Raw genomic sequence first — 12,539 nt, 5'->3', positions numbered from 1 at the left:
TAAAATTCGCGTCATAAAGGTCCAGTCTATGTCCATCTTCCGCCGCCCCCACTACACCTCCGAGATCACGAACTTCATCGAGGAGATGAAGGAAAAGAAGCCAACGCTGGAAGCCGAGCAGCGCGCCGGCCGCGCCCTCCTCTGGGACAAGCACCTCGACCGCAGCCTGCTCGAGGAGTACAGCGAAGCCCGCATTCCGATGCAGCCGTACGTCTACCAGACCCAGGCCAAGTAATTCCCCAATGCCGATTTGGCAGCACGCGCCCGTCCGCATTGCGCTGGTCGCTATTGAAACGATAGCAACAGCCCGATGAAGAGCGACGAGGACAACGGCACGCTGGTGGTCGACATGCCCGACGTGGTCGACCAGGTCGCGCTCGCGAGGCTCTATGGCGAGCCGCTGTTCGCGATGCCGAAGGACCTGTACATCCCGCCCGAGGCGCTGCAGGTGTTCCTGGAGGCCTTCGAAGGCCCGCTGGACTTGCTGCTCTACCTGATCCGCAAGCAGAACTTCAACATCCTCGACATCCCGATGGCGGGGCTCACGCGGCAGTACCTGAGCTACGTCGACGAGATTCGCCAGACCAACCTCGAACTCGCGGCCGAGTACCTGCTGATGGCCGCGATGCTGATCGAGATCAAGTCGCGCATGCTGCTGCCGCCCAAGAAGGTGGCCGACGGCGAAGAGGCTGAAGACCCGCGCGCCGAGCTCGTGCGCCGGCTGCTCGAATACGAGCAGACCAAGCTGCAGGCCGCCGCCCTCAGCGCCACGCCCACGTACGGCCGCGACTTCTGGAAGGCGCAGGTCTACATCGAGCAGTCGCTGAAGCCGCGCTTTCCCGACGTGGACGTGGTCGAGCTGCGCGACGCGTGGGCCGACATCATGAAGCGCGCCAAGCTCGTGCAGCACCACAAGATCTCCCGTGAAGAGCTCAACGTGCGCGAGCACATGAGCATCGTGCTGCGCCACCTGCAGGGACAGCGCTTCGTCGAATTCGAGAAGCTGTTCGACGTGTCGCGCGGTACGCCCGTGCTGATCGTCACCTTCATCGCGATGCTGGAGCTCGCGAAGGAAACGCTGATCGAAATCACGCAGGCGGAAGCCTTCGCCCCTATCTACGTCAGATTGGCTTATTCGCCAGCCTGATCCAACCGGTCCCCATACCCAGTGACTTCCGTCGTGCGCGACTTCGACGTTCTCATCGTCGGCAGCGGCCTGGCCGGCCTCTCGGCCGCGCTGCACCTGGCGCCCACGCACCGCGTGGCCGTGCTGACCAAGCGCGCGCTGAACGACGGCTCCAGCGCATGGGCGCAAGGCGGCATTGCGGCCGTGCTGGCGGCGGGCGACAGCTTCGACGCACACGTGGAAGACACGCTGGTGGCCGGCGCCGGCCTGTGCGACCCCGAGGCTACGCGCTTCGTGGTCGAGCATGCGCCCGAGGCCATCAGCTGGCTGCGCGAGCTGGGCGTGCCCTTCTCGGAAGAAGATGGCGGACTGCACCTGACGCGCGAAGGCGGCCACAGCCAGCGCCGCATCGTGCACGTGACCGACGCCACCGGCGCGGCCGTGCAGCAGGTGCTGATCGAGCGGGTGCGGCGCACGCTGAACATCACGCTGTTCGAGCACCACACTCTGGTCGACCTGATCACCGGGCCCAAGATCGGGCTCGATGACCCGGCCTGCCTGGGCCTCTACGCGCTCGACGACAAGACCGACGAGGTGCTGGCCTTCCGCGCGCCGCACACCATCCTGGCCACTGGCGGCGCGGGCAAGGTGTACCTGTACACCACCAACCCCGACACCGCCACCGGCGACGGCATTGCCGCCGCGTGGCGCGCGGGCTGCCGGGTGTCGAACATGGAGTTCATCCAGTTCCACCCGACCTGCCTGTATCACCCGCACGCCAAGTCTTTCCTGATCAGCGAGGCGGTGCGCGGCGAAGGCGGGCTGCTGAAGCTGCCCGAATCGGCGGGAGGCACCCGCTTCATGCCGAAGCACGACGAGCGTGCAGAACTCGCGCCGCGCGACGTGGTGGCCCGTGCGATCGACTTCGAGATGAAGAAGCACGGCCTCGACTGCGTGCACCTCGACATTTCGCACCAGCCGGCAGCGTTCCTGAAGGAACACTTCCCCAACATCCTGGCGCGCTGCCTGGAGCTGGGCATCGACATCACGCGCGAGCCCATTCCGGTGGTGCCGGCCGCGCACTACACCTGCGGCGGCGTGCTCAGCGACCTGAGCGGGCGCACCGACATCCCGGGCCTCTACGCCATCGGCGAGACCGCCTGCACCGGCCTGCACGGCGCCAACCGGCTCGCCAGCAACTCGCTGGTCGAGTGCATGGTGTTCGCGCGCGCGGCTGCCGGCGCTATCGCCGCCGCGCCGGCACGCGAGCGCGCCGAGCTGCCCGCCTGGGACGACAGCCGCGTCACCGACGCCGACGAAGCCGTGGTCATCTCGCACAACTGGGACGAGCTGCGCCGCTTCATGTGGGACTACGTCGGCATCGTGCGCACCAACAAGCGCCTGGAGCGCGCGAGCCACCGCATCGCGCTGCTGCAGGCCGAGATCCAGGAGTTCTATGCGAACTTCCACGTCACGCGCGACCTGCTCGAACTGCGCAACCTGGTGCAGGTGGCCGAGCTGATCGTTCGTTCCGCGCAGGCCCGCCACGAGAGCCGCGGCCTGCATTTCAGCCGCGACTATCCTTCGCTCGCCGAGCCCACCGCACCCACGGTGCTGGTGCCGCCGGACGACCGATAGCCCCACCCGCTTCGTTTTCTTCACTCAAGGATGCCCGGCCACCGACGCCCGCAGGGAGAAACCCAACCATGTCGAACACCACGCCCCCAATCACCGACACGCCGCCCGCTTCGCCCTACGGCACGCTGCCGCCGGCCTCCCCGCCTGCCTCGCGCAAGCCCGTGAGCCTGCCGCGCCTGGCCGACATGCACGCGCGCGGCGAGAAGATCGCCATGCTCACGGCCTACGACGCCACCTTCGCGGCCATGGCCGACGCCGCGGGCATCGACTGCCTGCTGGTCGGCGATTCGCTCGGCATGGTCTGCCAGGGCCTGAACAGCACGGTGGGCGTGAGCCTGGACACCATGCGCTATCACACCGACAGCGTCTCGCGCGGCCTGCGCCGCGTGCAAGGCACGACCTGGCTGATTGCCGACCTGCCCTTCGGCAGCTACCAGGAATCGCGCGAACAGGCGCTGCGCAGCGCCACGGTGCTGATGCAGGCCGGCGCGCACATGGTCAAGCTCGAGGGCGGCGGCTGGACCACCGAGACCGTGCGCTTCCTGGTCGAGCGCGGCATCCCGGTGTGCGCCCACCTCGGCTTGACGCCGCAGACGGTGCATGCACTGGGCGGCTACCGCGTGCAGGGCAAGGGCGACGCCGCCGGTGCGCTGCTGAAGCAGCAGGCCCACGCGCTGCAGGACGCGGGCGCCGCCATGCTGGTGCTCGAGATGGTGCCGGCCGCGCTGGCCGCCGAACTCACGGCCGAGCTGAAGCACTGCGCCACCATCGGCATCGGCGCCGGCAAAGCCACCGCTGGGCAGGTGCTGGTGTTGCACGACATGCTTGGCATCAACCTCGGGAAGATGCCGAAGTTTGTGCGCAACTTCATGGCCGACGCGCCGGGCGTGCTGCCCGCCCTCAAGGCCTACGTGCAGGCCGTCAAGGACGGCAGCTTCCCCGACGACCGACTTCACGCCTGGTAAGGAAGGAAACCTCTCATGTACATCGCACACACCATCGCCGAACTTCGCGACCACCTGGCCGCCTTCAAGCGCCCCGCCTTCGTCCCCACCATGGGCAACCTGCACGACGGCCACCTGGCCCTGGTGAAGCAGGCCAAGCCGCTGGGCGACGTGACGGTGGCGAGCATCTTCGTCAACCGCCTGCAGTTCCTGCCGCACGAAGACTTCGACACCTACCCGCGCACCTGGGACAGTGACTGCGAGAAGCTGCGCGCAGCCGGCTGCGACGTGCTGTTCGCGCCGGATGAGAAAGCGCTCTACCCCGAGCCGCAGACGTGCAAGGTGCACCCTGACCCGGCGCTGGCCGACATCCTCGAAGGGCACTTCCGCCCCGGCTTCTTCATCGGCGTGTGCACGGTGGTGATGAAGCTCTTTCAGTGCGTGCAGCCGCGCGTGGCGGTGTTCGGCAAGAAGGACTACCAGCAGCTGATGATGATCCGCCACATGGTGCGGCAATTCGCGCTGCCCATCGAGATCGTGGGTAGCGAGACTTTCCGCGCCGACGACGGCCTCGCGCTGTCGTCGCGCAACGGCTACCTGAGCGAGAGCGAACGCGCCGTGGCGGTGCAGCTGTCGAAGGCGCTGAAGGCGATGGCCGAGGCGGTGCGCTCGGGCGATCGCGACCTGGCCGCGATCGAAGCGCGGGCCATGCAGACGCTGACCGAGCGCGGCTGGCAGCCGGACTATCTCGTGCTGCGGCGCCGTGCCGACCTGCAGGCACCGGCCGCGGGTGAACCACTCGTGGCGCTGGCCGCGGCGCGCCTGGGCAGCACGCGGCTGATCGACAACCTCGAGATCGACTCCCCTGCGCCATGACTTACAGCGTCAAGGAAATCTTCTACACCCTGCAAGGCGAAGGCGGCCAGGCGGGCATGCCGGCCGTGTTCTGTCGCTTTGCAGGCTGCAACCTCTGGACGGGCCGCGAGGAAGATCGAGCCTCCGCCGTCTGCCGTTTCTGCGACACCGATTTCGTAGGCACTGACGGCACGCTGGGTGGCAAGTTCAAGACCGCCGACCTGCTCGCCGACACCATCGCCGCGCAATGGCCCGCCACCGATGCCGACCACCGGCTCGTGGTGCTGACCGGCGGCGAGCCGCTGCTGCAGGTGGACGCGGCGCTGGTCGACGCGCTGCACGCGCGGCAATTCCGCATCGCGGTCGAGAGCAACGGCACAGTCGAGGCGCCCGAAGGCATCGACTGGCTGTGCATCAGCCCCAAGGCCGGCGCGCCGTGGGTGCAGCAGCGCGGCCAGGAGCTGAAGCTGGTATGGCCACAGACCGAGTTCAACCTCGACACGATGGCGCGCACCGGCGAGTTCACGCACCGCTTCCTGCAGCCGATGGACGGGCCCGACCGGGTCGCGAACACCGAGCTTTGCATTGCCGAATGCATGAAGCAGCCGGTTTGGCGCCTGAGCGTGCAAACCCACAAGATCACTGGCATCCGCTGAGACGGCGGCCCTTTTCCTCCAGAGTTTCTTTTTTGACGATGCGATTCACCATCAGCCAACGCTTTTTCTTCGACGCCGCTCACACGCTGAAGCGCGAGATCGAAGTCGAAGGCAGCCGCCGTATCCACGGCCACACGTACCACGCGGAGGTGTGGCTTGCGGGCGAGCGCGATCCAGTGACGGGGATGGTGATCGATCTGGGGTTGCTGCGCCGGCGGCTGGAAGAGGTGCGTGAGCAGTTGGACCATCACTTGCTGGACGATGTGCCGGGGCTGCATCCGCCGACGCTGGAGAACCTGTGCGTGTTCATCGCTGATGCGCTGCCCGACCTGCGGCCATCGCTGGCGCGCGTGCGCGTGTGGCGCGAGGCGCTGGGCGACTCCTGCACTGTGGACTTCTAGGTCTTGCTCCCTCTCCCCTTGGGGAGAGGGTTGGGGTGAGGGTTAGCGGCATCAAAGGCCGCGCGATGTTGTGAGGCCCTCGCCCTCACCCTAGCCCTCTCCCGCAAGCGGGAGAGGGAACAACGCTTCAGGCGGCGCCGATGCCAGCGACCAGGCTACCCGGCGCCTGCCCGTTCTTCAGCCCGGCGGTAAACGCCAGCATCCGGTCGATCGGCACCCGCGCCCTCAACCCCAGCACCGGGTCGACGTGAATCTCGCCCGCGCCCGTTTCCAGCGCATTCGCCAGCTCGACCAGCCCGTTCATCGCCATCCATGGGCAATGCGCGCAGCTCTTGCAGGTACCGCCGTTGCCCGCCGTGGGCGCCTCGATGAAGGTCTTGCCGGGGTTCAGCGTGCGCAGCTTGTGCAGCATGCCGCTGTCGGTGGCAACGATGAATTCGCTGGCGTCCATGCGCTGCGCCGCGTTCAGGATGGCCGAGGTGGAGCCCACCGCGTCCGCCAGCGCAATCACGTCAGACGGCGACTCCGGGTGTACCAGCACCTTCGCCTTCGGATGCTCCTTCATGAGCAGTTCGAGCTCCAGCGCCTTGAACTCGTCGTGCACGATGCAGGCGCCGTTCCAGCTGACCATGTCCGCGCCGGTCTGGCGCTGGATGTAGTCGCCCAGGTGGCGGTCGGGGCCCCAGAGAATCTTTTGCCCCGCCGCGTGCAGCGCGTTCACCACGTCGAGCGCGCAGCTGGAGGTGACCAGCCAGTCGGCGCGTGCCTTCACGGCCGCGCTGGTGTTGGCGTAGACGACCACGGTGCGGTCGGGGTGCTGGTCGCAGAAGGCGCTGAACTGTTCGACCGGGCAGCCCAGGTCGAGTGAGCAGTTCGCGTCGAGGTCGGGCATCAGCACGCGCTTTTCGGGCGAGAGGATCTTCGAGGTCTCGCCCATGAAGCGAACGCCCGACACCACCAGCGTCTGCGCGGCGTGGTCGCGGCCGAAGCGCGCCATTTCGAGCGAATCGCTCACGATGCCGCCGGTTTCCTCGGCAAGGTCCTGCAGGTCAGGGTGCACGTAGAAGTGCGACACCATCACCGCGTTGCGCTCGCGCAGCAGGCGGCGAATGCGCTCCTTCAGCGCGATGCGCTCGTCGGGCGAAGGCTCGACCGGCACTCGGGCCCAGGCGTGGCGCGTGTCGCAGACTGCGCCGGCCTTTGCGGCAGGCTGCTCGTAGTCGACGTCGATGACCGGAGACGACATGGGCGGATCAGCTTTCCAGGAAACGCATCGAGTAGTCGATGGCTTTGACATCCTTGGTCAACGCGCCGACCGAAATACGGTCTACACCGGTTTCGGCCAGTGCGCGCAGACCGTCCAGTGTGACGCCACCGGATATCTCCAGCACAGCCTTGCGGTCTTCGCCGGCTTCGTCGTTGATGCGAACGGCCTCGCGCAGCGTGGGCAGGTCCATGTTGTCGAGCAGCACCATGCGCGCGCCGGCTTCCAGCGCTTCGCGCAGCTGGGCCAAGGTTTCGACCTCGACCTCGACGAAAGCGGCTTGCGAGGCCACCGGCGCCACTGCGCGCAGGGCCGCAGCCACGCCACCGGCTGCGGCGATGTGGTTTTCCTTGATGAGCACGGCGTCGTAGAGGCCGATGCGGTGGTTCAGGCCACCGCCGGTGCGCACCGCGTACTTCTGCGCCAGCCGCAGGCCCGGAATGGTCTTGCGGGTGTCGACGATGCGGGCGCGCGTGCCGCGCACGGCGTCGGCGTAGAGGGCGGTCTTGGTGGCGACCGCGCTCAGCAACTGCAGGAAGTTGAGCGAGGTGCGCTCGGCCGTCAGCAGCGCGCGGGCGGCGCCTTCGATTTCGAGCACGGGCTGGTCGGCCGCGCAGCGTTCGCCTTCGGCACAAAGCCAGTGGATGCGCACTTGCGAATCGAGCTGCCGCAAAGTGGCCTCGACCCAGGGTGCGCCGCACACGACGGCGGATTCGCGCGCCAGTACGCGGGCGCGGGCGGTGCGGGCCGGGTCGACCAGCGACGCGGTGAGGTCGCCGTCGGCGACGTCTTCCTGCAATGCGCGGGTGGCATCGGACAGGGCCAGCGCGGCCACGGCCGACGCTGAAAAATCAAAGCGAAGGCTCATGGCTCTTTGTCTCTGCGTTTTTTTATCAAGAGGAATGGCGAGGGGAAGCCGCGGCGCCGGGCGGCACGGATTCCGGCACCGGGTCACGGCCGGTCAGGGCGGCCACCGCATCTTGCGGGCTCACGCGGCCGTCGAGCAAGGCGACCACGCCTTCGGCGATCGGCATCTCGATGCCGAGGCCGCGCGCGCGCTGCACCACGGTGCGGGCGCAGTACACGCCTTCGGCGACATGGCCCAGCGAATCGACAGCCTGCGCCAACGTGCGGCCCTGCGCCAGCAGCAGCCCGACCTTGCGGTTGCGCGACAGGTCGCCGGTGGAGGTCAGCACCAAGTCACCCAGGCCCGAAAGGCCCATGAAGGTTTCGGCGCGGGCGCCCAGCGCGAGGCCGAAGCGCGTCATTTCGGCGAGGCCGCGGGTGATGAGCGCCGCGCGGGCGTTGAGCCCGAGCGCGAGGCCGTCGCACAGGCCGGTGGCGATGGCCAGCACGTTCTTGACGGCGCCGCCCACTTCCACGCCCACGATGTCCTCGTTGGCGTAGACGCGCAGCGCGGGGCCGTGGAAGGCATCGACCAGCGTGTCGCGCACGGCGGCATGCGGGCTGGCGGCCACCAGCGCGGTCGGGCGCCCTTCGGCGACCTCTTGCGCGAAGCTGGGGCCGCTGAGCACGCCCGCTCTCAAATCAGGAGCAACCTGCGCCCAGATTTCGTGGGCGAGCAGGCCGAAGGATGCGGGAGAAGTGTCGAGCGCGGGCTCGACGCCCTTGCACAGCCACGCTACCGCCGCGTTCGTACCGCGCAGTGCGATGAGCTGTTCGCGCAGGGCGGCCATGGGGGTGGCCACGATGACGAGGTCGGCACCGGCCTGCGCCTGGCCGATGTCGCCCGCGCGCACGGCAAGCGAGGCCGGCAGTGCCAGCCCGGGCAGGTAGCGGGTGTTTTCGCGCGCGGCCGACATGGCGTCGGCCTGGGCGGAATCGCGCGCCCAGAGCGTGACCTCGTGGCGAGCCGCCGCGTTGACAGCGACTGCCGTGCCCCAGGCACCGGCGCCATGAACGCAGATCTTCATCGGCGTTGGCGACATCGAGGGCGTTGGGCGCTGTTTACTGCGCCAGGGTCGGCGCAGCCTGGCCGGCGGCCTGCGCCTGCTGCTGCTCGTACATCGCCTGGAAGTTGATTTCGGCCAGGTGCACGGGCGGGAAGCCGCCGCGCTGGATCACGTCGGCCACGTTGCCGCGCAGGTACGGGTAGACGATCTGCGGGCAGGCGATGCCCAGGATGGCGCCCATCTGCTCTTCCGGCAGGTGGCGGATTTCGAAGATGCCGGCCTGCTTGGCTTCGACCAGGAACACGGTCTTGTCGCCGATCTTGGTCTGCACGGTGGCCGACACGGTGATCTCGAAGATGCCGTCGGTCACGGGCTGGGCGTCCACGCCGAGCTGGATGTCGACGGTGGGCTGCTCCTGCTCCAGCAGGATCGCGGGCGAATTGGGTTGTTCGAGCGACAGGTCCTTGAGGTAGACGCGCTGGATCTGGAAAACGGGATCTTGGGCTTGCTGGTCGGCCATGGCTGAACTTTCGAGGATCAAAACAATGCCCGCCGGGGAGAGGTTCCCGCAGCGGGCTGCAGATGGATGAGCGGACGATTATCGCCCGGCGACCGCGCCACTTCCGTGACGCCGGTTGCTTTGTGTTTCAGGCGCCCTGCAGGAGCGGAACGAGGCCGCCGCGGCTGTCGAGGGCCATCAGGTCGTCGCAGCCACCCACGTGGGTGTCGCCGATGAAGATCTGCGGCACCGTGCGGCGCTGGGTGACTTCCATCATGGTGTTGCGGGCCTGGGGGTCGGTGTCGATGCGGATCTCTTCGATCTGCTCGACGCCCTTGGACTTCAGGATTTGCTTCGCACGCGTGCAGTAGGGGCAAACGGCGGTGGTGTACATCTTGACTGCTTGCATACGCTCTATCTCGGGGAGATTTCAGGCCTTTTCAACGGGCAGGTTAGCGTCTTTCCAGGCTTTCAGCCCGCCGGCCACGGCTTGGGCCTGCTCGTAGCCCAGCTTCTTGGCCATGGCCACGGCGCGCTGAGCGCGGGCGCCAGTGGCGCACACCAGCAGCAGCGGCACGGTCTTGTTCTTGACCGCGCCGGCGAGCTTTTCCTCGAGCTGGTTCAGGGGAATGTTCTTGGCGCCGATCATGTGGCCGGTGGCGAATTCTTCCGCCTCGCGCACGTCGACAAGCACCGCGCGCTCGCGGTTGATGAGCTGCACGGCACCCTGCGCCGTGAGCGTTCCGCCGCCCGCCCCCCGCACCAGCGGCCAGGCCAGCATGGCTCCCGAGCTGAGCGCGATCAGGATCAGCATCCAGTTCGCGGTGACGAATTCGATCAATTTCACGGGGGTTCCTTGAATGGCAAACCGGGGATTTTAGAATGCGAGGTTTCGCAAGCGCAGCCAAAGGCCTCCCACATGCACAAACTGGTATTGATCCGTCACGGCGAATCCACCTGGAATCTAGAAAACCGCTTCACCGGATGGACCGACGTCGACCTGACCGAGACCGGCGTGGAGCAGGCCAAGCAGGCCGGCCGGCTGCTCAAGGCCGAAGGCTACGACTTCGACGTTGCCTACACGAGCGTGCTCAAGCGCGCCACCCGCACCCTGTGGCACACGCTCGACGAACTCGACCGCACCTGGCTGCCCGTGGTCCATTCCTGGCGCCTGAACGAGCGCCATTACGGCGGCCTGCAAGGCCTGAACAAGGCCGAAACCGCCAAGAAGTACGGCGACGAGCAGGTGCTGGTCTGGCGCCGCAGCTATGGCACCCCGCCCCCGCCCCTGGAAGCCGATGACCCGCGCAGCGAGCGCAGCGACGTGCGATACGCCAAGCTGGCGCCTGAACAGATTCCGCTGACCGAGTGCCTGAAAGACACGGTGGCGCGCGTGCTGCCCTTCTGGAACGAGTCGATGGCGCCTGCCATCCGCACCGGGCGCCGCCTGGTCGTGGCGGCCCACGGCAATTCGATCCGGGCGCTGGTGAAGTACCTCGACGGCATCTCCGACGACGCCATCGTCGGCCTGAACATCCCGAACGGCATTCCGCTGGTCTACGAGCTCGACGACGACCTCAAGCCCCTGCGCCACTACTATCTAGGCGATGCCGCAGCCGCCGAAAAGGCAGCCGCAGCGGTGGCATCGCAAGGTAAGGGCTGAAAAGACGGTAAAGACCGCCCTGAATGCCCCTGCCCGGCGCTCCATCCGTGGAACCCCGGCAAACAAATTGCTTCCAAGCTGTGTATATTGATTCGACAGCCGCCGACAAGGACAACCACTCATGATGGGCCAGAAACTGAAGATCACCGGCTGGGTCGCCGCCGGCGCCGTAGCAGGCGTCCTGACCACCGTCTCGTTGCAGACAGTCGCACGCGGTTCGCTTGCGCCACTGCCGCTCGAGGAATTGCAGCAGCTCGCTGCCGTCTTCGGCATGGTCAAGAGCGACTACGTCGAGCCGGTCGACGAGAAAAAGCTCATCTCCGACGCCATTTCGGGCATGGTTGCCGGGCTCGACCCGCATTCCCAGTACTTCGACAAGAAATCCTTCAAGGAATTCAGGGAAGGCACCACCGGCCGTTTCGTCGGCGTGGGCATCGAGATTTCGCAGGAAGACGGCCTGATCAAGGTTGTCTCGCCCATCGAAGGCTCCCCGGCTTTCCGCGCCGGCCTGAAGCCCAATGACCTGATCACCAAGATCGACGACACCGCCGTGCGCGGCCTGTCGCTGAACGAGGCGGTCAAGCGCATGCGCGGCGAAGCCAACACCAAGGTGCTGCTGACCATCTTCCGCAAGGACGAAAGCCGCACCTTCCCGGTGACGATCACGCGCGAAGAGATCCGCACGCAGTCGGTCCGCGGCAAGATGATGGAGCCCGGCTACGGCTGGATCCGCCTGTCGCAGTTCCAGGAACGCACCGTCGACGACTTCGTCAAGAAGATCGACGACCTGTACAAGGAAGACCCGAACCTCAAGGGCCTGGTGCTCGACCTGCGCAACGACCCGGGCGGTCTGCTCGACGCGGCTGTGGCAGTGTCGTCGGCCTTCCTGCCCGAGAACGTCACGGTGGTCACCACCGACGGCCAGCTGGCCGAAAGCAAGTCGGTCTACAAGGCGGCGCCGGAGTTCTATCAGCGCCGTTCGGGCAGCGACCCGCTACGCAGCCTGCCGGCCGCGCTCAAGAGCGTGCCGCTGGTGGTGCTGGTGAACGAAGGCTCGGCCTCGGCCAGCGAAATCGTGGCCGGCGCGCTGCAAGACCACAAGCGCGCGACCATCATGGGCAGCCAGACCTTCGGCAAGGGCTCGGTGCAGACAGTGCGCCCGCTCGGCCCGGACACCGGCCTGAAGATCACCACGGCGCGCTACTACACGCCGAGCGGCACCTCAATCCAGGCCAAGGGCATCGTGCCCAACGTGCTGATCGACGAAAGTGCCGAAGGCAGCCCGTTTGCCGCCCTGCGCATGCGCGAGGCCGACCTCGAAAAGCACTTGGCCAGCGGTCAGGGCCCCGAAGTCAAGGATCCGGAACGCGAAAAGGCCCGCGACGAAGCCCGCAAGCGCCTCGAGGAAGAAGCCAAGAAGCCGCCGCAGGACCGCAAGGTGCCCGAGTTCGGCACCGACAAGGACTTCCCGCTGGTGCAGGCGCTCAATCGCCTGAAGGGCCAGCCGGTGCTGGTCAGCAAGACGCAGGTCATCGTCGACAACAAGGAAGAGAAGAAAGAGAACTGAGAGCCGGTGGCGC

General features: G+C 67.0%; 15 protein-coding genes. 9 read left to right on the top strand and 6 right to left on the bottom strand.

Features of this window, described 5'->3' with window-relative positions; translation table 11 throughout:
• Positions 1 to 28: 28 nt before the first annotated feature.
• The 7 genes from NWF24_RS05280 to NWF24_RS05250 all read left to right on the top strand — a co-directional run bounded on the left by NWF24_RS05280 (position 29) and on the right by NWF24_RS05250 (position 5,620).
• Positions 29 to 235, top strand: a complete 207-nt coding sequence (locus NWF24_RS05280; RefSeq protein ID WP_258353272.1) for a DUF3460 family protein — start codon at positions 29 to 31, stop codon at positions 233 to 235.
• 75 nt (positions 236 to 310) lie between these two features.
• The gene (locus NWF24_RS05275) at positions 311 to 1,147 is read left to right on the top strand and encodes a segregation and condensation protein A (RefSeq protein ID WP_093058037.1); all 837 of its coding nucleotides are present in this window, start codon (positions 311 to 313) and stop codon (positions 1,145 to 1,147) included.
• Positions 1,148 to 1,180: 33 nt separating this feature from the next.
• Positions 1,181 to 2,764 carry an L-aspartate oxidase gene (gene nadB / locus NWF24_RS05270; RefSeq protein WP_258355244.1) on the top strand — a complete coding sequence of 528 codons (1,584 nt, stop codon included), beginning with the start codon at positions 1,181 to 1,183 and terminating at the stop codon, positions 2,762 to 2,764.
• A gap of 68 nt (positions 2,765 to 2,832) precedes the next feature.
• On the top strand, positions 2,833 to 3,729 hold the full coding sequence (gene panB, locus NWF24_RS05265) for a 3-methyl-2-oxobutanoate hydroxymethyltransferase (RefSeq protein WP_258353271.1): 897 nt from the start codon (positions 2,833 to 2,835) through the stop codon (positions 3,727 to 3,729).
• 15 nt (positions 3,730 to 3,744) lie between these two features.
• Positions 3,745 to 4,584 (top strand): pantoate--beta-alanine ligase, encoded by an 840-nt coding sequence (panC, locus tag NWF24_RS05260; RefSeq protein WP_258353270.1) that lies wholly within the window; start codon positions 3,745 to 3,747, stop codon positions 4,582 to 4,584.
• Positions 4,581 to 5,219: a 7-carboxy-7-deazaguanine synthase gene (queE, locus tag NWF24_RS05255; RefSeq protein ID WP_258353269.1), complete on the top strand. Its 639-nt coding sequence runs from the start codon at positions 4,581 to 4,583 to the stop codon at positions 5,217 to 5,219. Before panC ends, queE begins: the two co-directional genes overlap by 4 nt.
• A 38-nt stretch (positions 5,220 to 5,257) precedes the next feature.
• Positions 5,258 to 5,620, top strand: a complete 363-nt coding sequence (locus NWF24_RS05250) for a 6-carboxytetrahydropterin synthase (protein ID WP_258353268.1) — start codon at positions 5,258 to 5,260, stop codon at positions 5,618 to 5,620.
• 127 nt (positions 5,621 to 5,747) lie between these two features.
• Here NWF24_RS05250 and nadA read toward each other — a convergent pair whose 3' ends face one another.
• The 6 genes from nadA to NWF24_RS05220 form a co-directional block, all read right to left on the bottom strand.
• The gene (nadA, locus tag NWF24_RS05245) at positions 5,748 to 6,866 is read right to left on the bottom strand and encodes a quinolinate synthase NadA (protein WP_258353267.1); all 1,119 of its coding nucleotides are present in this window, start codon (positions 6,864 to 6,866) and stop codon (positions 5,748 to 5,750) included.
• 7 nt (positions 6,867 to 6,873) lie between these two features.
• On the bottom strand, positions 6,874 to 7,752 hold the full coding sequence (gene nadC, locus NWF24_RS05240; protein ID WP_258353266.1) for a carboxylating nicotinate-nucleotide diphosphorylase: 879 nt from the start codon (positions 7,750 to 7,752) through the stop codon (positions 6,874 to 6,876).
• 25 nt (positions 7,753 to 7,777) lie between these two features.
• Positions 7,778 to 8,818 (bottom strand): NAD(P)H-dependent glycerol-3-phosphate dehydrogenase, encoded by a 1,041-nt coding sequence (locus tag NWF24_RS05235; RefSeq protein WP_258353265.1) that lies wholly within the window; start codon positions 8,816 to 8,818, stop codon positions 7,778 to 7,780.
• Positions 8,819 to 8,852: 34 nt separating this feature from the next.
• A complete protein-coding gene (secB, locus tag NWF24_RS05230; RefSeq protein WP_093058046.1) occupies positions 8,853 to 9,317 on the bottom strand; it encodes a protein-export chaperone SecB in 465 nt (154 codons plus the stop codon).
• Positions 9,318 to 9,444: 127 nt separating this feature from the next.
• Complete coding sequence (gene grxC / locus NWF24_RS05225) at positions 9,445 to 9,705, bottom strand: glutaredoxin 3 (RefSeq protein WP_258353264.1); 261 nt, start codon at positions 9,703 to 9,705, stop codon at positions 9,445 to 9,447.
• Positions 9,706 to 9,726: 21 nt separating this feature from the next.
• Positions 9,727 to 10,110, bottom strand: coding sequence for a rhodanese-like domain-containing protein (locus NWF24_RS05220; protein WP_375338467.1), 384 nt, complete (start codon positions 10,108 to 10,110; stop codon positions 9,727 to 9,729).
• A gap of 105 nt (positions 10,111 to 10,215) precedes the next feature.
• Here NWF24_RS05220 and gpmA point away from each other — a divergent pair, with 105 nt between their 5' ends.
• Together gpmA and NWF24_RS05210 are read left to right on the top strand one after the other, a co-directional pair.
• Positions 10,216 to 10,959 (top strand): 2,3-diphosphoglycerate-dependent phosphoglycerate mutase, encoded by a 744-nt coding sequence (gpmA, locus tag NWF24_RS05215; RefSeq protein WP_093058049.1) that lies wholly within the window; start codon positions 10,216 to 10,218, stop codon positions 10,957 to 10,959.
• A 124-nt stretch (positions 10,960 to 11,083) separates the two neighbouring features.
• Entirely contained in the window at positions 11,084 to 12,526 is a 1,443-nt protein-coding gene (locus NWF24_RS05210; protein WP_258355242.1) for a S41 family peptidase, read from the top strand.
• Positions 12,527 to 12,539: the final 13 nt, after the last annotated feature.

This window comes from Variovorax paradoxus, assembly GCF_024734665.1.
GTDB lineage: Bacteria > Pseudomonadota > Gammaproteobacteria > Burkholderiales > Burkholderiaceae_C > Variovorax.
This window is presented reverse-complemented; position numbering and strand designations above follow the sequence as displayed.